Source organism: Geodermatophilaceae bacterium NBWT11 (genome assembly GCA_014218215.1).
In the GTDB taxonomy this organism is placed as follows: Bacteria; Actinomycetota; Actinomycetes; order Mycobacteriales; family Geodermatophilaceae; genus Klenkia.
In genome coordinates this window covers 182,095-206,326 of the sequence record CP043652.1, presented here as the reverse complement: position 1 = coordinate 206,326, position 24,232 = coordinate 182,095, and the positions used below count along the sequence as shown (strand labels likewise).

Below are 24,232 nucleotides of genomic sequence, written 5' to 3'. Positions count from 1 at the left end.
GCGGGCTCACCAGCCGCGGGCGCGCCACTCCGCGAGGTGCGGGCGCTCGGCGCCGATGGTGGTGTCCGAGCCGTGCCCCGGGTAGACCCAGGTGTCGTCGGGGAGCGTGCCGAACAGCCGCTCCTCGACGTCGTCGACGAGCTGGGCGAAGCGCTCGGGGTCCTGCTGGGTGTTGCCCACACCGCCGGGGAAGAGGCTGTCGCCGGTGAACACGTGCGTGCCGGCACCCTCGCCGCCCCGCCAGACCAGGGCGACCGACCCGGGGGTGTGCCCCCGCAGGTGCACGACCTCCAGCACCTGGTCGCCCACGGCGACGGTGTCGCCGTGCTCGACCGGGTGGGTCACCGGGACCGGCAGGTCGGCGGCGTCGGCCGGGTGCGCCATCGTCACGGCGCCGCTGGCCGCGACCACCTCGGGCAGCGCCCGGTGGTGGTCCCAGTGCCCGTGCGTGGTGACGACGGCGGTGACCCGCGCGTCGCCGATGAACGCCTGGAGCGCCGCGGGGTCGGCGGCCGCGTCGACCAGCACCGAGTCGCCGGTCGCCTCGTCGGTGAGCAGGTAGGCGTTGTTGGCCATCTCGCTGACCGCCAGCTTGGCGATCGTCAGCCCCGGCAGGACCCGGGTCGCGGGGGGCCCGCCCACCTCGACGTCGCCGGTGTACCCGCTGCTGTCCGCGCTCATCGAGCCGCTCCGATCTGAGAAGTGTCGGACCCCCCGGATAGGTTCGCCCGCATGGACGCCAACCTAGCCACGGACCCGGTCGGCGGCTCGGCGCAGCTGGTCGGCCTGCCCGCCACGGAGCTCGCGGCGCGGGTCCGGCGGGGCGAGCTGAGCGCCGTCGAGGTCGTCCGCGCCCACCTGGCCCACATCGGCGCCGTGGAGGCCCGGGTGGGTGCCTTCCGGGTGGTCCGCACCGAGGCCGCGCTGGCCGAGGCGGCCGCCGTGGACGCCCACCCCGACCGTGCTCGGCTGCCGCTGGCCGGCGTCCCGGTCGCGGTCAAGGACAACGTGGCGGTGGCGGGGGAGACCCTCACCGACGGGTCCCGGGCCCACCGCCCGCTCCCGCAGACCGTCGACCACCCGGTCGTCGCCCGGCTGCGGGCGGCCGGCGCCGTGGTCGTCGGCATCTCCCGGGTGCCCGAGCTCTGCCTCTACGCCGCCACCGACGGCCCGGGCACGGTCAGCCGCAACCCCTGGGACACCGCGCGCTCCCCGGCCGGTTCCTCCGGCGGCAGCGCCGCGGCGGTCGCCTCCGGCGGGGTGCCGCTGGCGCACGGCAACGACGGCATGGGGTCGCTCCGGTTGCCGGCCGCCGCCTGCGGGCTGGTCTCGCTCAAGCCGGGTCGCGGGGTGGTGCCCGCCGGCCTGGGCGCCGACGACTGGTCCGGGATGGCGGAGAACGGTGCGCTGGCCACCACGGTCGCCGACCTCGCGGTCGCGCACGCCGTGCTGGCCGACGGGGTGCCCGCCGAGCCACGCGACGGCGACTCGACCCCGCTGACCATCGCGGTGTCCACCCGGTCGCCGCTCCCGGGGGTGCGGCTGGACGCCGAGGGACGCGCCGCGGTGGAGGCCACCGTCGCCGGGCTGCGCGAGCTCGGGCACACCGTGGTCCGGAAGGACCCTCCGGTGCCGCTGGGTGTGGCGTTGGGCACGGTCGCCCGCTGGCTCGCCGGTGCCGACGCCGACGCCGAGGCGCTGGGCCTCGACCGGCACGCGATGGAGCCGCGCAGCCGCACGCACGCCCGGCTGGGGCGGCTGGTCCGCAGGGCCCGGCTGGTCCGACCGGGCACCGCGGAGGGTTTCCGCACCCGGATGACCGGCTGGTTCGCCGGGTCCGCGGCCACCGCCGACCCGGGCGTCGACCTGCTGCTCACCCCGGTCACCACCGGGCCCCCGCTGGCCGCCCGCCCCTGGCACGAGCGGGGGTTCCTCGCCAACGTGACGGCCAACGCCCGGTGGGCCCCGTGGACCTCGGCGTGGAACACCGCGGGCCTCCCGGCGTTGGTCCTCCCCGTCGGCCACCGGGCCGGCGGACTGCCCACCGCGGTCCAGTTCGTCGGGCCCCCAGGGGCCGAGACCCGACTACTCTGGCTGGCTGCGGAGCTCGAACGCCAGCGCCCTTGGCGCAGGTACGCCCCCGTCTTCGACCCCACTGCCCACGGCGCCGACCCGGTCGTCGCCGGCACCACCCCGAGCACCACCGGCTGAGGCCGCGCGAGCCCCGGCTCGTGCCCCGGCCGCCTCCCGCACCCGTGCAGCACTCATCGACAGGGACTCCCATGATGGATCGGCTCGTCGTTCGCGGCGCCCGTGAGCACAACCTGAAGGACGTGCACCTCGACCTCCCGCGGGACGCGATGATCGTGTTCACCGGGCTCTCCGGGTCGGGCAAGTCCAGCCTGGCCTTCGACACCATCTTCGCCGAGGGCCAGCGCCGCTACGTCGAGTCGCTCTCGGCCTACGCCCGGCAGTTCCTCGGCCAGATGGACAAGCCCGACGTCGACTTCATCGAGGGCCTGTCCCCGGCTGTGTCGATCGACCAGAAGTCGACCAACCGCAACCCGCGGTCGACCGTCGGCACGATCACCGAGGTCTACGACTACCTCCGACTGCTCTACGCGCGCGCCGGCCAGCCGCACTGCCCCAACTGCGGCAAGCCGATCGCCCGGCAGACCCCGCAGCAGATCGTCGACCAGGTGCTGGAGATGACCGAGGGCACCCGCTTCCAGGTCCTCGCGCCGGTCGTGCGGGCCCGCAAGGGCGAGTACGTCGACCTGTTCTCCTCCCTGCAGACCCAGGGCTTCTCCCGGGTCCGGGTCGACGGCGTCATCCACTCGCTCACCGAGCCGCCCAAGCTCAAGAAGCAGGAGAAGCACACGATCGAGGTGATCGTCGACCGCCTGACGGTCAAGGAGAGCGCCAAGCGGCGGCTCACCGACTCGGTCGAGACCGCGCTGGGCCTGGCCGGCGGGCTCGTGGTGCTCGACTTCGTCGACCTCGAGGAGGGCGACCCCGAGCGGGAGCGCACCTTCTCCGAGCACCTGGCCTGCATCGACGACGGGCTGAGCTTCGAGGCCCTCGAGCCGCGGTCGTTCTCCTTCAACTCCCCGTTCGGCGCCTGCGCCGAGTGCACCGGCATCGGCACCCGCAAGGAGGTCGACCCCGAGCTGGTCGTCCCCGACCCGGAGAAGAGCCTGGGCGAGGGCGCCATCGCGCCCTGGGCCGGCTCGATGAGCAACGAGTACTTCACCCGGCTGCTGACCGGGCTGGGCAACCAGATCGGCTTCTCGATGAAGACGCCCTGGGAGCAGCTGCCGGCCAAGATCCAGAAGGCCGTGCTACACGGCTCGCCCGACCAGGTGCACGTCCGCTACAAGAACCGCTACGGCCGCGAGCGCAGCTACTACGCCGCCTTCGAGGGCGTGCTGCCGTTCCTGGAGCGTCGGCACGAGGACACCGACTCGGAGTTCATGCGGGACAAGTACGAGGGCTACATGCGCGACGTGCCCTGCCCGGTCTGCCACGGCACCCGGCTCAAGCCCGAGATCCTGGCCGTCAAGCTCGACGGTCGCTCGATCGCCGAGGTCACCGGGCTCTCGATCGGCGACGCGTCGGAGTGGCTGGACGCGCTCACCCTGGGCGAGCGCGAGCGGGCCATCGCGGACCGGGTCCTCAAGGAGATCCAGGCTCGGCTGTCCTTCCTGGTCTCCGTCGGCCTGGACTACCTGTCCCTGGACCGCCCCGCGGCGACGCTGGCCGGTGGCGAGGCGCAGCGGATCCGGCTGGCCACCCAGATCGGGTCCGGGCTGGTCGGGGTGCTCTACGTCCTCGACGAGCCCTCCATCGGGCTGCACCAGCGGGACAACGTCCGGCTCATCGAGACCCTGGTCCGGCTGCGCGACATGGGCAACACGCTCATCGTCGTGGAGCACGACGAGGACACCATCAAGCAGGCCGACTGGATCGTCGACATCGGCCCGGGTGCCGGTGAGCACGGTGGCGAGGTCGTGGTCTCGGGCACCTACGAGGACCTGCTGGCCAGCGAGCGCTCGTTGACCGGTCAGTACCTGTCCGGGCGCAAGGAGATCGTCATCCCCGCCGAGCGCCGCCCCCGCACCCCGGGGCGGGAGCTGGTGGTCAAGGGCGCCCGTGAGCACAACCTGCGCGGGGTCGACGTGACCTTCCCGCTCGGCATGCTGGTCGCGGTCACCGGCGTCTCCGGCTCGGGCAAGTCCAGCCTGGTCAACGACATCCTCTACACGGTGCTGGCCAACCAGCTCAACCGTGCCCGGATGGTGCCCGGCCGGCACCGCACCATCACCGGCCTGGACCAGTTGGACAAGGTCGTCGGCGTCGACCAGTCGCCCATCGGCCGCACGCCGCGGTCCAACCCGGCCACCTACACCGGTGTCTGGGACGCGATCCGCAAGCTCTTCGCGTCCACCGAGGAGGCGAAGGTCCGCGGGTACCAGCCGGGCCGGTTCAGCTTCAACGTCAAGGGCGGGCGCTGCGAGGCGTGCTCCGGCGACGGGACGCTGAAGATCGAGATGAACTTCCTGCCCGACGTCTACGTGCCCTGCGAGGTCTGCAAGGGCGCCCGGTTCAACCGGGAGACCCTCGAGGTCCGGTACAAGAACAAGACGGTGGCCGAGGTCCTCGACATGCCGATCGAGGAGGCCGCGGAGTTCTTCGCCCCGATCAACAGCATCGCCCGGTACCTGACCACGCTGACCGAGGTCGGCCTGGGCTACGTCCGGCTCGGCCAGCCGGCGACCACGCTGTCCGGTGGTGAGGCGCAACGGGTGAAGCTGGCCAGCGAGCTGCAGAAGCGGTCCAACGGCCGGACGATCTACGTCCTCGACGAGCCCACCACCGGGCTGCACTTCGAGGACATCCGCAAGCTGCTGCTGGTCATCCAGGGGCTGGTCGACAAGGGCAACTCGGTCATCGTGATCGAGCACAACCTGGACGTGATCAAGAGCGCCGACTGGCTGATCGACATGGGCCCCGAGGGCGGGTTCCGCGGCGGCACGGTCGTCGGCGAGGGCACGCCCGAGCTCATCGCCGGCATCCCGGAGAGCCACACCGGCAAGTTCCTGGCCGAGATCCTCGACCCGGCCCGGATGGAGGCCGCGGCGAAGAAGAAGCCGCGCAAGAAGGTGGCCGCGTCCGCGCCGGCCGCCGACGTCGTCACCGACCCGGTGCCCGCCGGCCGGACGGTCTGACCCGCCGCGCGGGGACGGCTTGACCCCCCGTCCCCGCGCCGGTATCCCTCCACCATGACGACGACGGCCGACGGCCCGGTCCCCAGCGAGCTGCACGACCTGCCGTCCGCCGACGGCACCCGGGTGCGCTACCGCCGCTGGCTGCCGGCCGGTGACGTCCTGGCGGTGCTGCAGGTCGTGCACGGGGCCTCGGAGCACTCCGGGCGCTACGACCGGCTCGGTCGGGCGCTGGCCGAGCGGGGCTACGCCGTCTACGCGATGGACCTGCGTGGCCACGGGCACACCGCCGAGGCCACCGGGGTGGGCCGGTTCGGGGCACCGTCGTTCGCCGCGGTGCTGGACGACGTCGTCGCCCTGCACCTCCTGGCCCGCGACGAGCAGCCCGACGTCCCCCGGCTGCTGCTGGGCCACTCGATGGGCTCGATCGTCGCGCTCGCGTCGGCCGAGCGGGACGGCGAGGGCCTGGCCGGGCTCGCGCTGTCCGGCCCGATCGGGGCCGCACCCCAGCTCGCCGAGCAGGTGACCGCCCTGGAGGGCGCCGTGGCCGCAGGCATCGGCGACCACGCCCTGGACGCCCTGGGGGCCTTCAACCAGCCCTTCGAGCCGGCCCGCACCCCTTTCGACTGGCTGTCCCGCGACGAGGCCGAGGTGGACGCCTACATCGCCGACCCGCTGGCCGGGGACGAGATGCCCCTGACCTACGCCTACGCCGCCGGTGTCTTCGGCGCCGCCGTCTCCGCGGCCACCCCGGACGCCGTCGCGCAGCTGCCCGCAGACCTGCCGGTGCTGCTGCTCTCGGGCTCCCGCGACCCGGTCGGCGGGGTGGACGCCGCCCAGGTCACGGCTCTGGCCGGGATGCTCACCGACCGCGGTCTCCCGGTCGAGCAGCACGTCTACCCCGACGCCCGGCACGAGGTGTTCAACGAGACGAACCGGGACGACGTGACCGCCGACCTGCTGACCTGGCTGGACGCCCGCACCACGGGGTGAGGGCCCGGCGGTGGTCCTAGGACTGTCGGACCCGCGACCTACTGTGGAGGCATGCCCGACCCCTCCTCCTACCGCCCCGCGGTCGGCAGCATCCCGGAGTCCCCAGGGGTCTACAAGTTCCGCGACCCGAGCGGTCGCGTGGTCTACGTCGGCAAGGCCAAGAGCCTCCGCCAGCGGCTGAACAGCTACTTCGCCGACGTCCGCGGCCTGCACCCGCGCACCCGCCAGATGGTCACCACCGCGGCCAGCGTCGAGTGGACCGTGGTGGGCACCGAGGTCGAGGCCCTCCAGCTCGAGTACAACTGGATCAAGGAGTTCGACCCGCGGTTCAACGTCCGCTACCGGGACGACAAGAGCTACCCCTCGCTCGCGGTCACGCTGAACGAGGAGTTCCCGCGGCTGCAGGTCATGCGCGGCCCCAAGCGCAAGGGCGTCCGGTACTTCGGGCCCTACGCGCACGCCTGGGCCATCCGCGAGACGCTGGACACCCTGACGCGGGTGTTCCCGGCGCGCACCTGCTCCACCGGCGTCTTCAAGCGGCACGGCCAGATCGGCCGGCCCTGCCTGCTGGGCTACATCGGCAAGTGCGCGGCCCCGTGCGTGGGCAAGGTGTCCGCCGAGGAGCACCGCGACATCGTCGACGACTTCTGCGACTTCATGGGCGGGCGGACCGAGCAGATCACCCGCCGCCTGGAGAAGCAGATGGCGCAGGCGGCCCAGGACATGGAGTACGAGCGCGCCGCCCGGCTGCGCGACGACCTCGGCGCATTGCGCCGGGCGCTGGAGAAGCAGGCCGTGGTGCTCGCCGACGGCACCGACGCCGACGTGGTGGCCTTCGCCCAGGACGAGCTCGAGGCCGCGGTGCAGGTCTTCCACGTGCGCGGCGGCCGGGTGCGCGGCCAGCGCGGCTGGATCGTCGACAAGGTCGAGGAGGTGTCCACCGGGGAGCTGGTCGAGCAGTTCCTGCTGCAGGTCTACGGCGGGGTGGACGACCAGACCGGGCTCGGCGAGGCCGGCGAGCAGGTGCCGCGCGAGGTGCTGGTGCCCGAGCTCCCCGAGGAGGCCGACGTCTACGCCGAGCTGCTCAGCGAGCTGCGCGGCTCCCGGGTGTCGCTGCGGGTGCCCCAGCGCGGGGACAAGCGCGCGCTGATGGAGACCGTCGAGCGCAACGCCAAGGAGGCCTTCGCCCGGCACCGGGTCAAGCGCGCCGGCGACCTCACCGCCCGGTCCATGGCGTTGTCCGAGCTGCAGGAGGCCCTGGACCTGCCCGACGCCCCGTTGCGCATCGAGTGCATGGACGTCAGCCACGTGCAGGGCACCAACGTGGTGGCCAGCATGGTGGTCTTCGAGGACGGTCTGGCCAAGAAGTCCGACTACCGGCGCTTCCAGGTCGCCCAGGGCACCGACGACACCGCGGCCATGGCCGAGGTGGTGCGCCGCCGGTTCGCCCGGCACCTCAAGGACGAGGCCGACCGCGCCGACGAGCAGGGCGTGGCCGCCGAGGAGGGCCGGCCCCGCCGGTTCGCCTACCCGCCCAACCTGCTCGTCGTCGACGGCGGGCAGCCCCAGGTCGCGGCGGCCGCCCGCTCCATGTCCGAGCTGGGCATCACCGACGTCGCCGTCTGCGGGCTGGCCAAGCGGATGGAGGAGGTGTGGCTGCCCGACGACCCGGACCCGGTCATCCTGCCGCGCACCTCCGAGGCGCTGTACCTGCTGCAGCGGGTCCGCGACGAGGCGCACCGCTTCGCGATCACCTACCACCGGCAGAAGCGCTCGGCCGGGATGCTCGTCTCGATGCTGGACGACGTCCCCGGCCTGGGGGACACCCGGCGCAAGGCGCTGATGAAGGAGTTCGGCTCGCTGAAGCGGCTGCGCGCGGCGTCGGTCGAGGAGCTCACCCGGGTGCCGGGCATCGGCAAGCGGACGGCGGAGGCGGTGCTGGCGGCCATCACCGACCCGACCGCGGACCCGACCGCCGACGCCGAGCCCCTGCCCGGCGATGATGGGTCCCCGACGACCGCCGAGCCCGCCGGAGCCGCCTCGTGACCGACACCCCGCTCGACACCCCTGCCGACCCGACCGGCAGCGCCGCCGACGAGGCCCCCGACCAGGGGCCGCTCGAGGTCGTCGTGGTCACCGGGCTCTCCGGGTCGGGCAAGAACAGCGCCGGCCGGGTCCTGGAGGACCTGGGCTTCTACGTCGTGGACAACCTCCCGCCGGCCCTGCTGGCCCCCATGGTGGAGCTCGGCGCCCGGGGCGACCTGCGCCGGTTCGCCGCCGTCGTCGACGTCCGCAGCCGGGCGTTCTCCTCCGACCTCGCCGAGGCGATCCGCAGCCTCACCGACGCCGGGCACCGGCCGCGGGTGGTCTACGTGCACGCCCGCGACGAGGTGCTGGTCCGCCGCTACGAGTCCAACCGGCGGGAGCACCCGCTGCAGGGGTCCGGGCGGCTGTCCGACGGCATCGCCGCCGAGCGCGCCCTGCTCACCGGCATCGCCGGGGACGCCGACCTGTGGGTCGACACCTCCGACCTGAACGTGCACCAGCTGCGCACCACGCTGGAGTCGGCGTTCGTCCGCGAGGGCACCACCCCCGAGCTCACCGCGACCGTGCTCAGCTTCGGCTTCAAGTACGGCCTGCCGCTGGACGCCGACCTCGTCGTCGACGCCCGGTTCCTGCCCAACCCGCACTGGATCCCCGAGCTGCGCGAGCAGACCGGCCGGGACGCCGCCGTCCGCGACCACGTGCTGGGCTCCGCAGACGCGGGGGAGTTCCTGGAGCGCTACCTGCAGGTGCTGCGGCTGCTGGTGCCAGGCTACCGGCGCGAGGGCAAGCGGTACCTGACCCTCGCCGTGGGCTGCACCGGCGGCAAGCACCGCTCGGTGGCCATCGCCGAGGAGTTCGCCCGACGGCTGTCCGCCGAGGGCGTCACCGCCAGTGCCCGGCACCGCGACCTGGGCCGCGAGTGAGCCGCCGGTGAGCGGGCGGCACGAGGCCCCGGGTCGGGCGGCCGAGCCCGCGCCGGGGCACGGTCCGGCCGGCCACGCAGCACCCGAGGGGGCCACCGCACCGTCGGTGGTGGCGCTGGGGGGCGGACACGGGCTGGCGGTGACGCTGGAGGCCTGGCGGCCACTGGCCGGCGAGCTGACCGCCGTGGTCACCGTCGCCGACGACGGCGGCTCCTCCGGCCGGATCCGGCGGGAGATGCCGGTGCTGCCCCCCGGCGACCTGCGAATGGCGCTGGCCGCGCTCGCCGGCGACGGCGAGCGCACCCGGGAGATGACCGAGCTGCTGCAGCACCGACTCGGCGGCACGGGCGTGCTCGCCGGGCACCCCGTGGGCAACCTGGTGCTCACCGGACTGGTCGAGATCCACGGCGGGGACACCGTGCGGGCCCTGGACACCCTCTGCGGGCTGCTCGGTGCCCACGGCCGGGTGCTGCCGATGGCCGACGTCCCGCTGGACCTCGTGGCGACCGTGGAGAGCGTCGACCCCGACGACCCGGCGCGCACCCGGCGGATCCGCGGGCAGGTGGCCATCGCCACCACGCCGGGCCGGGTCCGTGACATCCGGGTCAGCCCGGCCGACCCCCCGGTGCACGCCGACGTGCTCGCCGCCATCGCCCGGGCGGACGTCGTGTGTCTCGGCCCCGGCTCCTGGTACACCTCCGTGCTGCCGCACCTGCTGGTGCCGCGGCTGCGGGCCGCGCTGGCCGCCACACCGGCCCGGGTGGTCGTCGTGCTCAACCTGGAGGCCCAGGTGGGGGAGACGGACGGGTTCTCCCCGGAGGAGCACCTGCGGGTGTTGCAGGCCCATCTGCGCGGCGTGCCGTTGCACACGGTCATCGCCGATGCCGAAGCGGTTGTTGACCGGCGTGGTCTGCTGTCTGCGGCGCGGGAGTGCGGGGCCGATCTGGTCCTCACCTCCGTCGCTGCGTCGGACGGCGCGCCCCGGCACGACCCGGCGCGCCTGACGGAGGCGTTCACCTCGGTGCTCGCCTCCGGGGCGGCCGCCCGGTGAGACCGGTCGGTCCGTCAGGGCACGGGGTGCGGCAGGATCGGACGGGACGGTGCGGCACCTCGCACCGGGTGCGCCACCAGCACCGGGTGTCAGGGGTCGAGGGGGAGAGGGGTCGCACATGGCGATGACGGCGATGGTCAAGGACGAGCTCTCCCGGGTGGAGTGCACGAAGACCTCCGAGCGCAAGGCCGAGGTCACCGCGCTGCTGCGGTTCTCCGGCGGCCTGCACATCGTGGGCGGACGGGTGGTCATCGAGGCCGAGCTGGACACCGGCTCGGTGGCCCGCCGCCTGCGCCGCGACATCAGCGAGGTCTACGGCTACACCAGCGGCGTCAGCGTCCTGGCCGGGGGCAACATCCGGCGCGGGGTCCGCTACCTGGTCCGCATCGCCAAGCACGGCGAGGGCCTGGCCCGGCAGACCGGGCTGGTCGACCAGCGGGGCCGGCCGGTCCGCGGCCTGCCCCCGGCGGTCGTCTCCGGCGGTCTCAACGACGCCGAGGCCGCCTGGCGTGGGGCCTTCCTCGCGCACGGTTCGCTCACCGAGCCGGGCCGGTCCTCCTCGCTGGAGATCACCTGCCCCGGTCCGGAGGCCGCGATGGCCCTGGTCGGTGCGGCCCGCCGGCTGGGCATCGCCGCCAAGGCCCGCGAGGTGCGCGGTGCCGACCGGGTCGTCGTCCGCGACGGCGACGCGATCAGCGCCCTGCTCACCCGGATGGGCGCCCACGAGGCCGTGCTCGCCTGGGAGGACCGCCGGATGCGCCGCGAGGTCCGGGCCACCGCCAACCGGCTGGCCAACTTCGACGACGCCAACCTGCGCCGCTCGGCCCGGGCCGCGGTCGCGGCCAGTGCGCGGGTGGAGCGCGCCCTGGAGATCCTGGCCGACGACGCCCCCGAGCACCTGCTGGTCGCCGGCCGGCTGCGGTTGGAGCACGGCCAGGCCTCCCTGGAGGAGCTCGGCCAGCGCGCCGACCCGCCGATGACCAAGGACGCCGTCGCCGGCCGGATCCGCCGCCTGCTGGCGATGGCGGACAAGCGGGCCAAGGACCTCGGCATCCCGGACACCGAGTCCGTGGTCACCGACGACATGATCGGGCCCTGAGCCTCGCCACGAGTGCGCCGACCACGAGACGTCTCGGACGTCCACCGGGGCGCTGACCTGGGCCGGGACGGTGCCGGGTGCGCTGTCGGTGGGGGCCGATAGGCTCACCGCGAGCGAGGTCGCGACCACCACTGCGGCCTCCCGCCAGAGCCCCACGTGGAGCCAGGCAGTGGCTCCACAGCAACCTCGGAGGTCACAGTGACGGTTCGCGTCGGCATCAACGGCTTCGGCCGCATCGGCCGCAACTTCTACCGGGCGGTCGCCGCCAGCGGCCAGGACGTCGAGATCGTGGCGGTCAACGACCTGACCAGCAACGACGTGCTCGCCCACCTGCTCAAGTACGACTCGGTCCTCGGCAAGCTGCCCGAGGAGGTCCACGCGACCGCCGACGGCATCGTCGTCGGCGACAAGACGATCACCGCGCTGGCCGAGCGCGACCCGGCCAACCTGCCCTGGGGCGACCTGGGCGTGGACGTGGTCATCGAGTCCACCGGCTTCTTCACCAAGGCCGCCGACGCCCGCAAGCACGTCGAGGCCGGCGCCAAGAAGGTCATCATCTCCGCGCCCGCCACCGACGACGACATCACCATCGTCATGGGCGCCAACCACGAGCTGTACGACGGCTCGCAGACGATCATCAGCAACGCCTCCTGCACCACGAACTGCCTGGCCCCGCTGGCCAAGGTGCTCAACGACTCCTTCGGCATCGAGCGTGGCCTGATGACCACGATCCACGCCTATACCGCCGACCAGAACCTGCAGGACGGCCCGCACAAGGACCTCCGTCGGGCCCGCGCCGCCGCGCTGAACATCGTCCCCACCTCGACCGGTGCGGCCAAGGCCATCGGCCTGGTCCTCCCCGAGCTCAAGGGCAAGCTCGACGGCTACGCCCTGCGCGTCCCGGTCCCGACCGGCTCGGCCACCGACCTCACCGTCACGCTGTCCCGCGAGGTCACCGTCGAGGAGGTCAACGCCGCCTACAAGGCCGCGGCCGACGGTCCGCTGGCCCCGTACTTGGTCTACACCGACGCCCCGATCGTGTCCTCGGACATCGTCACCGACCCGGCGTCCTGCATCTACGACTCGGGCCTGACCAAGGTGTTCGGCAACCAGGTCAAGGTCGTCGGCTGGTACGACAACGAGTGGGGCTACTCCAACCGCCTCGTGGATCTGACCGCGCTGGTCGGCTCCAAGCTCTGATGGCGGCTCCCATGCGGACCGTCGACGAGCTCATCGCCGAGGGCGTCCAGGGGAAGCGCGTGTTCCTGCGCGCCGACCTGAACGTTCCCCTCGACGACAGCACGGGCGACGCGATCATCACCGACGACGGCCGGATCCAGGCCAGCCTGCCCACGCTGCAGGCGCTCCGGGAGGCCGGCGCCCGCGTCGTCGTCGCGGCGCACCTGGGTCGGCCGAAGGGTGCCCCGGACCCGCGGTACTCCCTGGCCCCGGTCGCGGCCCGGTTGTCCGAGCTGCTGGGGGTGACGGTGCCGCTGGCCCCGGACACCGCCGGTGAGGGCGCGCAGGCCGCGGTCGCCGCACTCGGTGACGGTGACGTGGTGCTGCTGGAGAACGTCCGCTTCGAGGCGGCCGAGACCAGCAAGGACGACGACGCCCGCGGTGCGCTCGCCGACCGGTTCGCCGCGCTGGCCGACGTCTACGTCGACGACGCCTTCGGGGCGGTGCACCGCAAGCACGCCTCGGTGTACGACCTGGCCACGAGGCTCCCGCACGCGGCCGGCCGACTGGTCGCCCGCGAGCTGGAGGTGCTCACCCGGCTGACCGAGGACCCGCAGCGGCCCTACGTGGTCGTGCTCGGCGGGTCCAAGGTCAGCGACAAGCTGGGCGTCATCGAGTCGATGCTGCCCAAGGTCGACCGGCTGCTGATCGGCGGCGGCATGTGCTTCACGTTCCTCGCCGCCCAGGGTCACGGGGTGGGCGACTCGCTGCTCGAGCAGGACCAGGTGGACACCTGCCGCCGCCTGCTCGAGACCGCCGGGGACAAGATCGTCCTGCCGGTCGACGTGGTCTGCGCCGAGGCGCTGGTCGCCGACGCGCAGGTCAAGGTCGCCCTGGTCGAGGGCATCCCGGAGGGGCTCAAGGGCCTCGACGTGGGCCCGCGCACCGTCGAGCTGTTCGCCGGGCACCTCGCCGAGGCGCACACGGTGTTCTGGAACGGCCCGATGGGCGTGTTCGAGCTCGCCCCGTTCACCGCCGGCACCCGGGGGGTGGCCACCGCGGTGGCCGCCGTCGACGGGCTGTCGGTCGTCGGCGGTGGCGACTCCGCCGCCGCCGTGCGGCAGCTCGGGCTGGACGAGGACGCCTACGGCCACATCTCCACCGGGGGCGGTGCGTCCCTGGAGTTCCTCGAGGGCCGTGAGCTGCCGGGTCTGGCCGTGCTCGCGGGCGGGGCCGCCTGATGGCCCGGAACAAGGCCGGCCGGGTCTACGAGGGGCGTCGTCCGCTCATCGCGGGCAACTGGAAGATGCACCTGACGCACCTGGAGGCCATCGGCCTGGTGCAGAAGATCGCCTTCACCCTCAAGGAGCCCGAGCTGGAGGCGGCCGAGGTCGTCGTCGTCCCGCCGTTCACCGCGATCCGCAGCGTCCAGACCCTGGTCCAGGGCGACAAGATCGAGATCGGCTTCGGCGCGCAGGACGTGTCGGCGCAGGACTCCGGCGCCTACACCGGTGAGGTCAGCGGCTCCCAGCTGGCCGCGCTGGGCTGCACCTACGTGGTGGTCGGGCACTCCGAGCGCCGGGCGATGCACGCCGAGACCGACGAGGTCGTGGCGAGCAAGGTCCAGGCGGCGCTGCGGCACGGCCTGGTCCCGATCCTGTGCGCGGGGGAGGGGCTCGACGTCCGCAAGGCCGGCGAGCACGTCCCGTACACCACCGCCCAGGTCGACGCGGCCCTCGAGGGCCTCGACGCCGCCACGGTGGCCGGCATCGTGATCGCCTACGAGCCGGTGTGGGCGATCGGCACCGGCGAGGTCGCCACCCCCGACGACGCGCAGGAGGTGTGCGGGGCCATCCGGGCCCGGCTCGCCGAGCGTTTCGGGCCGGAGACCGCCGACGTGGTCCGTATCCTCTACGGCGGTTCGGTGAAGGCGGGCAACACCGTCGGCATCCTCGCCGGACCGGACGTGGACGGGGCACTGGTCGGCGGCGCGAGCCTGGACGCCGACGAGTTCTCCTCGATCTGCCGCCACGCCGCCGAGAGCCGCTGACCCCTCACCGGGAGGCCGGCCAGCCACCCGGAGGACCGCTGTTCCCGTGACACCCAGCACCACGAGCACCCCGACGGGGCGCCGCACCCGGACCACCCGGCGTGCGGCGCCCCGTCGGCGTCTGATGCCCGTCACCCTGCTGCTCCTGGTGGCCCTGCTCGCCGGGTGCAGCGGCGGGGACGCCTCCGACGCCGCGGTGCCCACGCAGGGCGGGACCGTCGACGCCGGGCTCAGCGAGGTGCGGGCGCCCTCGGCCGAGGCCGGCGGCACGCTGCGCGTGGTGACCTCCCAGATCGACAGCCTGGACCCCCAGCGGTCCTACCTGACCGGGGTCTGGAACCTCATGCGGCTCTACGTGCGCACGCTGGTCACCTACTCCAGCGAGCCCGGCCGCACCGACCAGCTGGTGCCCGACCTGGCCACCGACCTGGGCACCACGCCCGACGGCGGCCGCACCTGGACCTTCACCCTCCGCGAGGGGGTGGCCTTCGAGGGCGGCCGGCCGATCACCAGCCAGGACGTCCGGTACGGCATCGAGCGGTCCTTCGCCTCGGAGGTCATCGTCGGTGGCCCCCGCTACGTGCTGGACCTGCTCGACGACCCGGCGCTGCCCTACGCCGGGCCCTACGACGCGGAGTCGCAGGAGGGCGGTGGGCTGGCCTCCGTCAGCACCCCCGACGACCGGACCATCACCTTCACGCTGACCACCCCGACGCCGGACTTCCCGTACGTGCTGGCGCTGCCGTCCTCCAGCCCGGTGCCCGCCGAGAGCGACACCCGTGGCGACTACGGTCTGGACCCGGTCTCCTCCGGGCCCTACGCGATCACCTCGGTCGACGACGAGACCGGGATCGTGCTGGACCGCAACGAGGCCTGGGACCCGGCCACCGACGACGTCCGCACGGCTCTGCCCGACCAGGTCGTCGTGCGCACCGGGATGTCGGGGCTGGACCGGGACCAGGCCCTGCTCGCCGGGTCGGCCGACCTCGACCTGTCCGGCACCGGGGTGCAGGTGGCGACCACGAACCGGGTGGACGGCGACGAGGACCTGCTGGACCGGATCGACGACGTGACCACCGGTGCGGTGCGCATGCTGGCGCTGCCCACCACGGTGGCGCCGATGGACGACGCGAACTGCCGGGCCGCGGTGTCGGCCGTGGTGGACCGCAGCGCCGTCCAGGACCAGCTCGACGGGGCGGGCAACGCCGTCCGGACGTCGGTGCTCTGGCCGCGCGCGCTGACCGGGGGACCCGAGGACACCGACCCCGCTCCCGACCTGGACGCTGCGCGCGCCTCGCTGGCCGCCTGCGGGAGGCCCGACGGGTTCAGCACCGTGCTCGCGGTCGCCGACGTGCCGATGGCGGTGGACGTGGCCACCGAGGTCTCCGCCCAGCTGGCCCAGGTCGGCATCGCCGCCGAGGTCCGCCCGCTGGACGCCGCCAGCTTCTACGCCACCGAGATCGGGGACCCGGCGACGGTGGCCGCGAACGGGTACGGGGTGGTGCTGGCCACCTACACCGCGGACTTCCCGACGCCGGCGTCCTTCCTGGTGCCGCTCGTCGACGGGCGCAGCATCCGGACACCGGGCAACACCGACTACGCGTCGCTGGCCGACCCCGGGGTCAACGGCCTGGTCGACGCGGCCCGCGCCGCCCCCGACCCGGCCGCGCAGACCGCGGCCTGGGCCCAGGTCGCCCAGGCCGCCGCGGACACCCATGCCTACGTGCCGCTGGCGGAGAACCGGGTGCAGCTGCTGGCCGGTCAGCGGCTCCGCAACGGGGTGGTCATGCAGGGCTACGGCGGGTACGACGTCGCCACGGCCGGAGTCGGCACGGACTGACCGGGGTCGTCGTCTAGGCTGGTGCGTCGAGTGGCCCCCGCCCGCCGGGTGGCCCGACGCCCCGTCCGACCAGGGGACGAGCCGAGCCCCCGTGCGCGGGACAGGAGACAACCGTGATCGAGATCGTCCTCAACTCGCTGCTGGTGCTGACCAGCCTGCTGTTGATCGTGCTCATCCTGCTGCACCGCGGCAAGGGCGGCGGCCTGTCCTCGATGTTCGGTGGCGCCGCGTCGTCGTCGCTGTCGGGGTCCTCGGTCGTGGAGAAGAACCTGAACCGGCTGACCGTCTTCACCGGCGCCGTGTGGACGGTCTGCATCGTCGCGATCGGCATCCTCCTCAAGGTCTGAAGCACCCCATCCGGTCGTGCGCCACGCGTCTGACCTGCACGGATGTCGCGACATCGTGACCTGGGAACGGGCTGAGAACGCTTAGACTCCCGGCGTCCGGTCTTTCGATGGCAGGGGGCGCTCGTGGCAGGTGGCAACGCGATCCGGGGCAGCCGGGTCGGTGCAGGTCCGATGGGTGAGCGGGAACGCGGCGAGGCCGCACCGCGGACCCGGGTGGGGTTCTGGTGCGCCAACAAGCACGCCACGAACGTCGCCTTCGCCAGCGACGTCGAGGTGCCGGAGACGTGGGACTGCCCGCGCTGTGGTCTGCCGGCCGGTCAGGACGAGGCGAACCCGCCGCCCGCGCCGCGCAACGAGCCGTACAAGACCCACCTGGCGTACGTGCGGGAACGCCGCACCGACGCCGACGGGGACGCCCTCCTCGAGGAGGCGCTGACCCGCCTGCGGGCCCGCCGAGGCGCGTGAGCGACACCGGCCGGCACCCCTCGGGGGTGCCGGCCGGTGTCGCGTCAGCGCTGCAGCTGCGAGGCGGCGGCGGCGTCCAGCAGCCAGCGGGTCGCCCGGGTGCCGTGCACCCCGGCCGCCGGCAGGTCCACCGGAGACTCCGTACCCGACAGCCCACGGGCCACCGCCTCGGCCTTGCCCTCGCCCGACACCAACAGCCAGACCTCCTCGGCGGCGTTGATGGTGGCGAACCCGAGGCTGACCCGGGTCGGCGGCGGCTTCGGGCAGTCCCGGACGGCGAACACCGTCCGGTCGTCGCTGATCGCGGGGGAGTCCGGGAAGATCGAGGCCACGTGCCCCTCGGGGCCGACCCCGAGCATCAGCACGTCGATCCGCGGCACCCCGCCGTCGCCGGCTGCGGCCAGTTCGGCCGCGTAGGCCGCGGCGGCGTCCTCGGGCTCGGCGTGCCCGGCGTCGGAGGCCGGGATGGCGTGCACCCGGTCGACCGGCACGCCCACGGCGTCCAGCAGCGCGTCGCGGGCGCCCTTCTCGTTCCGCTCGGGGTCGTCGCCGGGCACCCACCGCTCGTCACCCCACCAGACGTCGACCTGCGTCCAGTCGACGACGGCGGCCTCGGGCTCGGCGGCCAGCCGGGCGGCCTCGACCAGCACGGCCGTCCCGATGCCGCCGCCGGTGAGCACCACCGAGGCGGTGCCGTGCACCGCCTGGGCGGCGGCCAGCCGGGCGACCAGCGCCGAGGCGACCGACCGGGCGAGCCGGTCGGCGTCGGGCTCGACGACCACGTCGGGGGTGGGTCGGGCGTCGGTCACGGCGTCTCCTCCTGCGGGGAGTCGTCCCCACCGTCGTCGTCCCCGTCGGTGCCGGTCGCGGCGACCTCGTCGTCCTCGACGGAGTCGGCGGGCACGTCCGGGGCGGTCGGTGCCGAGGCCGGCAGCGGCCGCATCGGGTCGAACCACCGGTGCTCGCGCACGGGCTGCCGGGCGGCCAGCCCGGTCACGCCGGTGGCGGCCTCCAGCGCCTCGCGGTAGGGCTCGTCGGAGTCCAGCCGCTTCATCTCCTCGCCGATCAGCTCGCCGAGGGAGCGCTTGGGGAGCGCCACCGTGGAGTCGGGTCGGTAGGGCTGGCTGATCACCGCGCCGCCCTTGCGGTCGTCGGTGAGGCGGACCTCCTCGTCCTGGTCCAGGGTCAGCACGACGGTGTCGATGCCCTTGGAGCCGGTGGTGCGCTGGCCGGCCTCCACGGTGACGGGGCAGCCGCAGCGGGCGCTGATCCACCCGGCGACGAGCTGGGCGGTCGGGTTGCCCGGGTCGCCGACCACGTGGCCGCCGAGCACCGCCACCGGCCCACCGCGACGGCCGACGACGGCGTCCAGGGTGGAGGCCAGCGTGGCCCGCCAGGGCGTGCTGCGGGTCCAGGACAGGTCGGTGTCGCCGGGGGCGAAGTCCTCGGCCCGCAGCTGCAGGGCGGCCATGCCGTCCTCGGCCATCCAGCTGTCGGTGATGCGGCGGTTGGCGATGACGCCCAGTGCGTCGGTCTCGATGCGGCCGGGCGGGGCGGCGAACCACCAGGTGACGACCGGGGCGTCCGCGGCCAGCAGCGGCAGCACGACGGACTCGGCGTGCAGCCCCAGGCGGCCGTACATCCGCATGACCACGGCCTCCCCGGGCCCGAGGCGCCCACCGATGAGCACCTCGGCGTCCAACCGGGGGGAGGGCGCCTCGACCTGTCGTCGGACGACGATCAGCAGCCGGCAGGGGTGGACCTCCGCGGCCGCCGCGGCCGCGGCCTCGGCCTCCTGCACGCGGTCCTCGTCGGCGACGACCACGAGGGTCAGGGCGACCCCGCTCATCACGGCCCCGCCGGTGCGTCGCTGGGCGGCGAGCTCCTTGACGATGGCCGAGCCGTTGGTGTCCCACAGGGTGCTCATGAGGGGTTCTCCCGGGAGAGGTCGGCGGTCACGGTCGGCGCCACGCGCGGCCCTCGGAGGCGAGCATCTCGTCGGCGGCCCGGGGGCCCCACTCGCCCGCCCGGTAGGAGAACGGCGTCGTCGTCGCCCAGTACTCCTCCAGCGGGTCGATGACCGCCCAGGAGGCCTCGACCTCGGCGTTGCGCGGGAACAGGGTGGCATCGCCCAGCAGGACGTCGAGGAGCAGGCGCTCGTAGGCCTCGGGGGAGGACTCGGTGAACTGCTCGCCGTAGAGGAAGTCCATCGACACGTCGCGGACCTCCATGACGCTGCCCGGCACCTTCGACCCGAACTTCAGGGTCACGCCCTCGTCGGGCTGCACCCGGACGACGAGCTGGTTGTGTCCCAGCTCCTCGGTGTCGGTGGGGGCGAAGGGCAGGTGCGGGGCCCGCCGGAAGGACAGCGCGATCTCGGTGACCCGGCGGGGGAGCCGCTTGCCCGTGCGCAGGTAGAACGGCACCCCGGCCCAGCGGCGGGTCTCCACGCCCAGCCGGACGGCGGCGTAGGTCTCCGTGGCCGAGTCGTCGGCCACGCCGTCCTCCTGGCGGTAGCCGGTCGCCCGCTGGCCTGCCAGCCAGCCCTGCTCGTACTGCCCGCGGACCGCGAAGCGCTCCTTGTCCGCCGGCAACGAGATGGCCCGCAGCACCTTGAGCTTCTCGGTGCGGATCTCCTCGGCGGAGAACTCGACCGGCTCCTCCATGGCGGTGAGCGCCAGCAGCTGGAGCAGGTGGTTCTGCAGCACGTCGCGGGCGGCACCCGTGCGCTCGTAGAAGTCGGCCCGGCCGCCGATGCCGACGTCCTCGGCCATCGTGATCTGGACGCTGTCGACGTGCGCGCTGTTCCAGACCGGCTCGAACAGGGTGTTGGCGAACCGCAGCGCCAGCAGGTTCTGGACGGTCTCCTTGCCCAGGTAGTGGTCGATGCGGAAGACGTCGTCGGCGGTGAACACCGAGTCCACCAGCTGGTTGAGCTCGCGGCTGGAGGGCAGGTCGTGGCCGAAGGGCTTCTCCACCACGACGCGGCGCCAGCGGTCGTCGGTGCTCTCGGCCATCCCGGTGCGCTCCATCTGCTTGAGCACGACCGGGAACAGGCTGGGCGGGATGGAGAGGTAGAACGCGGCGTTGCCGCCGATGCCGTGCGTGCCCTCGAGCTCGCCCAGCGTGCGGGCCAGCTCGTCGAAGGCGTCGTCGTCGTCGAAGGAGCCCTGGATGAAGCGGACCGAGTTGGCCAGCCGCTCCCAGACCTCCTCGCGCCACGGGGTGCGGGCGTGCTCCCGCGCGGCGGACCGCGACAGCTCGGCGAAGTCGACGTCGTCCCAGTCGCGGCGGGCGAAGCCCAGCAGCGCGAAGTTGGTGGGGAGCAGGCCGCGGTTCGCCAGGTCGTAGACCGCGGGGAGGAGCTTCTTGCGGGCCAGGTCGCCGGTGATGCCGAAGACGACGAGCGCACAGGGTTCGGGGACCCGGGGCAACCGCCGGTCCCTCGGGTCACGCAACGGGTTTGCGGGCATGGGTCCCTCTGTCGCCGTGGGTGTGGGGTGGTGCGCTGGGGGCCGGTGCGGCGGTGCACCGGCCCCCGGGTCTCACTTCTTGTCCTGCAGCTGCTCCTGGACCGAGCTGGTGAGCTCGTCCCAGGCCTCGGCGAACTTCTGCACGCCCTCGTCCTCGAGCACCCGGAAGACGTCGTCCAGGTCGATGCCCGCGTCGGACACGGCCTGCAGCACCGCGGCGGCCTCGGCGTAGGTCCCGGAGACCGGGCTGCCCACCCGACCGTGGTCGGCGAAGGCCTCCATGGTCTTGCCCGGCATGGTGTTCACCGAGTCGGGCGCGGCCAGCTCCGAGAGGTACATCGTGTCGCTGTAGTCGGGGTTCTTGACCCCGGTGGAGGCCCACAGCGGACGCTGCTTGGCCGCACCGCGGGCCTCGAGGGCCTTCCAGCGGTCGGAGGAGAAGACCTCCTCGTAGGCCTGGTAGGCCAGCTGGGCGTTGGCGACGCCGGCCTTGCCCTTGAGCGAGGCGTCGGCACCGGCGGCGTCCAGGCGCTTGTCGATCTCGGTGTCCACGCGGGACACGAAGAACGACGCGACGCTCTCCAGGCCCGCGAAGCTCGCATCGGGGTCCTCGGCACGCTTCTCCAGGCCGGCCAGGTAGGCCTCCATCACGGCCTTGTAGCGGTCGAGGCTGAAGATCAGCGTGACGTTGACGCTGATCCCGTTGGCGATCGTCTCGGTGATGGCCGGCAGGCCCTCGACGGTGGCGGGGATCTTGATGAACAGGTTCGGCCGGTCGACCAGCCACCACAGGTGGGCGGCCTCCGCGGCGGTCGCGTCGGTCTCGTGGGCCAGCCCGGGGGCGACCTCGAGGGAGACGCGGCCGTCGCGGCCGGTGCGCTCGGCGACCGGGGCGAGCAGGTCGCAGGCGTCGCGGACGTCGGCACCGGTGATGGTGCGCAGCGCCTCCTCGACGGTGACCCCACGGACGGCCATGGCGTGCAGCTGGTCGTCGTAGGAGTCCGAGCCGCTGATGGCCGCGGCGAAGATCGACGGGTTGGTGGTGACGCCGACGACGGAGCGCTCGTCGACCAGCCGCTGCAGGTCACCGCCGTGGATCAGGTCGCGGGACAGGTCGTCCAGCCAGACGCTGACGCCGGCCTCGGACAGTGCCTTCAGGTTCTCGTTCTGGGTCATGTCGTCGTCCTTCACTGATCGGCGGTGCGGGTGTGCAGGCCACCGATGACGTCGGAACCGGTCGAGAGACCGGTGCCGGCAGCGACGGCCTGGATGCTCTCGCGGGCGGCTGCGACGACCGCCTCGGCGGTGAGGCCGAACTCCTCGTAGAGCTTGGTGTACGGGGCGCTGGCGCCGTAGTGGTCCAGCGCGATGATCCGGCCGGCGTCGCCGACGAAGTCGCGCCAGCCCATGGCGATGGCGGCCTCGATGCTGACCCGGGCCTTGACCGACGGCGGGAAGACCTCGTCGCGGTAGCTCGCGTCCTGCTCGGCGAACCACTCCTGGCACGGGATCGAGACGACCCGCGTCGGGGTGCCCGCGGCCTCGAGCTGCTCACGGGCGGCCACGGCGATCTGCACCTCGGACCCGGTGCTCATCAGGATGACCTCAGGGGTGCCGGTGCTGGCCTCGGCCAGCACGTAGGCGCCCTTCGCGGTGCCCTCGGCCGAGCCGAAGACCGAGCGGTCGACGATCGGCAGGTTCTGGCGGGACAGGATGATCCCGGCCGGCCGGTCGTTGTGCTCGAGGATCGTGCGCCAGGCCACGGCGGTCTCGTTGGCGTCCGCGGGACGGACGACGTCCAGGCCGATGATGGCGCGCAGCGCGGCCAGGTGCTCGATCGGCTGGTGGGTCGGGCCGTCCTCGCCGAGGCCGATGGAGTCGTGCGTCCACACGTAGGTGACCGGCAGCTGCATGAGCGCGGCCAGCCGGACGGCGGGGCGCATGTAGTCCGAGAACGTCAGGAACGTCCCGCCGTAGACACGGGTGCCGCCGTGGAGGGCGATCCCGTTCATGATCGAGCCCATGGCGTGCTCGCGGATGCCGAAGTGCAGCGTGCGGCCGTAGGGCCCCCCGCTCCACATCTTGGTCTGGCGGCTGGCCGGCAGGAACGACGGCGCCCCCTCGACCGAGGTGTTGTTGGACTCGGCCAGGTCGGCCGAGCCGCCCCACAGCTCCGGGATCGCCGGGTAGAGCGCGGCGAGCACCTCACCGGAGGCCTTGCGGGTGGCCAGGCCCTTCGGGTCGGCGTCCCAGCTGGGCAGGGTGTCGGCCCAGCCCTCGGGCAGGGTGCGGGTGCGCATCCGGTCGTAGAGCGCGGCCTGCTCGGGGTTGCTCTCGCGCCAGGCGTCGAAGCGGGGCTGCCAGGCGGCGTGCGCGGCCTGTCCACGCTCGACCACCTTGCGGGTGTGCGCGATCACCTCGTCGGCGACGGCGAAGGTCTGCTCCGGGTCGAAGCCCAGGACCTCCTTGGTCGCCTTCACCTCGTCGTCCCCGAGGGCCGAGCCGTGCGCGGCACCGGTGTTCTGCTTGTTGGGGGAGGGCCAGGCGATGACGGTGCGCAGCACGATCAGCGACGGGCGCGACGTCTCGGCCTTGGCCGCGGCCAGCGCGGCGTCCAAGGCCGCGAGGTCCTCGCCGTCCGCGACGTGCTGCACGTGCCAGCCGTAGGCCTCGTAGCGCTTGCCGACGTCCTCGGTGAACGCGATCGTGGTGTCGTCCTCGATCGAGATCTTGTTGTCGTCGTAGACCAGCACGAGGTTGCCCAGCTGCTGGGTGCCGGCCAGCGAGGACGCCTCGCCGGAGATGCCCTCCTCCATGTCACCGTCGGAGGCGATCGCCCAGACGGTGTGGTCGAACAGGCTCTCACCCGACGGGTCGGAGTCGGGCTCGTAGAGGCCCCGCTCGCGACGGGCGGCCATCGCCATGCCCACGGCGTTGCCGACACCCTGGCCCAGCGGGCCGGTGGTGGTCTCCACGCCGGTGGTGTGCCCGACCTCGGGGTGGCCCGGGGTCTTCGAGCCCCAGGTGCGCAGCGCCTCGAGGTCGGCGAGCTCCAGGCCGTAGCCGGAGAAGTAGAGCTGGGTGTAGAGCGTCAGCGCCGTGTGCCCGGGGGAGAGCACGAAGCGGTCACGGGCGACCCAGTTGGGGTCCGACGGGTCGTGCTGGATCCACTTCTGGAACAGCAGGTAGGCCAGCGGGGCCAGGCTCATCGCCGTGCCGGGGTGGCCGTTGCCGGTCTTCTGCACCGCGTCCATCGCCAGGACGCGGGCGGTGTCGATGGCCCGTCGGTCGAGGTCGGTGAAGCCCTCGGGCAGCGTGGGGTTCGGCTGCGCAGGCGAGCCGGTGGGGCTGTCGGAGGCGGCCTCGGCCGGTGCCTCGGACTCGGTGCTGTTGTCTGCCATCAGGCTGGTGCTCCTCGGGTCGGTCGTTCGTCGAGCCCGTCCCGGTGGCGGTTGCCCCGCTCACCCGGACGGACGACGGTGCGTGTGGCAGCGGTGTTCCCGCCTGCCGGGGAGCCCCTCGTCGGGGAGCCCGGCGCGCC

At 73.5% G+C, this 24,232-nt stretch carries 19 protein-coding genes; 13 read left to right on the top strand and 6 right to left on the bottom strand.

The features are described 5' to 3' along the window. Positions 1 to 6: 6 nt before the first annotated feature. Positions 7 to 681 carry an MBL fold metallo-hydrolase gene (locus F1C76_00980; protein ID QNG35367.1) on the bottom strand — a complete coding sequence of 225 codons (675 nt, stop codon included), beginning with the start codon at positions 679 to 681 and terminating at the stop codon, positions 7 to 9. 51 nt (positions 682 to 732) lie between these two features. Between F1C76_00980 and F1C76_00975 the strand changes: the two genes are divergently transcribed. The 13 genes from F1C76_00975 (at position 733) to F1C76_00915 (ending at position 17,218) form a co-directional block, all read left to right on the top strand. Continuing rightward, complete coding sequence (locus tag F1C76_00975; GenBank protein QNG35366.1) at positions 733 to 2,211, top strand: amidase; 1,479 nt, start codon at positions 733 to 735, stop codon at positions 2,209 to 2,211. Between the two features lie 74 nt (positions 2,212 to 2,285). Beyond that, complete coding sequence (gene uvrA, locus F1C76_00970; protein ID QNG38914.1) at positions 2,286 to 5,228, top strand: excinuclease ABC subunit UvrA; 2,943 nt, start codon at positions 2,286 to 2,288, stop codon at positions 5,226 to 5,228. A 54-nt stretch (positions 5,229 to 5,282) separates the two neighbouring features. Beyond that, a complete protein-coding gene (locus tag F1C76_00965; protein QNG35365.1) occupies positions 5,283 to 6,218 on the top strand; it encodes an alpha/beta hydrolase in 936 nt (311 codons plus the stop codon). A gap of 51 nt (positions 6,219 to 6,269) precedes the next feature. Continuing rightward, a complete protein-coding gene (gene uvrC, locus F1C76_00960; protein ID QNG35364.1) occupies positions 6,270 to 8,264 on the top strand; it encodes an excinuclease ABC subunit UvrC in 1,995 nt (664 codons plus the stop codon). Beyond that, on the top strand, positions 8,261 to 9,187 hold the full coding sequence (gene rapZ / locus F1C76_00955) for an RNase adapter RapZ (GenBank protein ID QNG35363.1): 927 nt from the start codon (positions 8,261 to 8,263) through the stop codon (positions 9,185 to 9,187). The genes uvrC and rapZ overlap by 4 nt, the downstream gene beginning before the upstream one ends. Positions 9,188 to 9,194: 7 nt before the next feature. Next, entirely contained in the window at positions 9,195 to 10,238 is a 1,044-nt protein-coding gene (yvcK, locus tag F1C76_00950; protein QNG35362.1) for a uridine diphosphate-N-acetylglucosamine-binding protein YvcK, read from the top strand. Positions 10,239 to 10,356: 118 nt separating this feature from the next. After that, entirely contained in the window at positions 10,357 to 11,337 is a 981-nt protein-coding gene (gene whiA, locus F1C76_00945) for a DNA-binding protein WhiA (GenBank protein QNG35361.1), read from the top strand. A 198-nt stretch (positions 11,338 to 11,535) separates the two neighbouring features. Next, positions 11,536 to 12,537 (top strand): type I glyceraldehyde-3-phosphate dehydrogenase, encoded by a 1,002-nt coding sequence (gap, locus tag F1C76_00940; protein QNG35360.1) that lies wholly within the window; start codon positions 11,536 to 11,538, stop codon positions 12,535 to 12,537. Between the two features lie 11 nt (positions 12,538 to 12,548). Further along, entirely contained in the window at positions 12,549 to 13,757 is a 1,209-nt protein-coding gene (locus F1C76_00935; GenBank protein QNG35359.1) for a phosphoglycerate kinase, read from the top strand. Further along, positions 13,757 to 14,566 carry a triose-phosphate isomerase gene (locus F1C76_00930; protein QNG35358.1) on the top strand — a complete coding sequence of 270 codons (810 nt, stop codon included), beginning with the start codon at positions 13,757 to 13,759 and terminating at the stop codon, positions 14,564 to 14,566. Before F1C76_00935 ends, F1C76_00930 begins: the two co-directional genes overlap by 1 nt. A 124-nt stretch (positions 14,567 to 14,690) precedes the next feature. Next, the gene (locus tag F1C76_00925) at positions 14,691 to 16,406 is read left to right on the top strand and encodes an ABC transporter substrate-binding protein (protein ID QNG35357.1); all 1,716 of its coding nucleotides are present in this window, start codon (positions 14,691 to 14,693) and stop codon (positions 16,404 to 16,406) included. 116 nt (positions 16,407 to 16,522) lie between these two features. Further along, positions 16,523 to 16,753 carry a preprotein translocase subunit SecG gene (secG, locus tag F1C76_00920; GenBank protein ID QNG38913.1) on the top strand — a complete coding sequence of 77 codons (231 nt, stop codon included), beginning with the start codon at positions 16,523 to 16,525 and terminating at the stop codon, positions 16,751 to 16,753. A gap of 123 nt (positions 16,754 to 16,876) precedes the next feature. Further along, positions 16,877 to 17,218 carry an RNA polymerase-binding protein RbpA gene (locus tag F1C76_00915; GenBank protein ID QNG35356.1) on the top strand — a complete coding sequence of 114 codons (342 nt, stop codon included), beginning with the start codon at positions 16,877 to 16,879 and terminating at the stop codon, positions 17,216 to 17,218. Positions 17,219 to 17,262: 44 nt separating this feature from the next. Here F1C76_00915 and pgl read toward each other — a convergent pair whose 3' ends face one another. The 5 genes from pgl to F1C76_00890 all read right to left on the bottom strand — a co-directional run bounded on the left by pgl (position 17,263) and on the right by F1C76_00890 (position 24,092). Further along, positions 17,263 to 18,027 (bottom strand): 6-phosphogluconolactonase, encoded by a 765-nt coding sequence (gene pgl, locus F1C76_00910; GenBank protein ID QNG35355.1) that lies wholly within the window; start codon positions 18,025 to 18,027, stop codon positions 17,263 to 17,265. Further along, positions 18,024 to 19,145 (bottom strand): glucose-6-phosphate dehydrogenase assembly protein OpcA, encoded by a 1,122-nt coding sequence (locus F1C76_00905; GenBank protein QNG35354.1) that lies wholly within the window; start codon positions 19,143 to 19,145, stop codon positions 18,024 to 18,026. Before F1C76_00905 ends, pgl begins: the two co-directional genes overlap by 4 nt. A gap of 28 nt (positions 19,146 to 19,173) precedes the next feature. After that, positions 19,174 to 20,691: a glucose-6-phosphate dehydrogenase gene (locus F1C76_00900; GenBank protein ID QNG35353.1), complete on the bottom strand. Its 1,518-nt coding sequence runs from the start codon at positions 20,689 to 20,691 to the stop codon at positions 19,174 to 19,176. 72 nt (positions 20,692 to 20,763) lie between these two features. Next, positions 20,764 to 21,867: a transaldolase gene (gene tal / locus F1C76_00895; GenBank protein QNG35352.1), complete on the bottom strand. Its 1,104-nt coding sequence runs from the start codon at positions 21,865 to 21,867 to the stop codon at positions 20,764 to 20,766. Positions 21,868 to 21,878: 11 nt separating this feature from the next. Further along, complete coding sequence (locus tag F1C76_00890; protein QNG35351.1) at positions 21,879 to 24,092, bottom strand: transketolase; 2,214 nt, start codon at positions 24,090 to 24,092, stop codon at positions 21,879 to 21,881. Between the last annotated feature and the right edge of the window lie 140 nt (positions 24,093 to 24,232).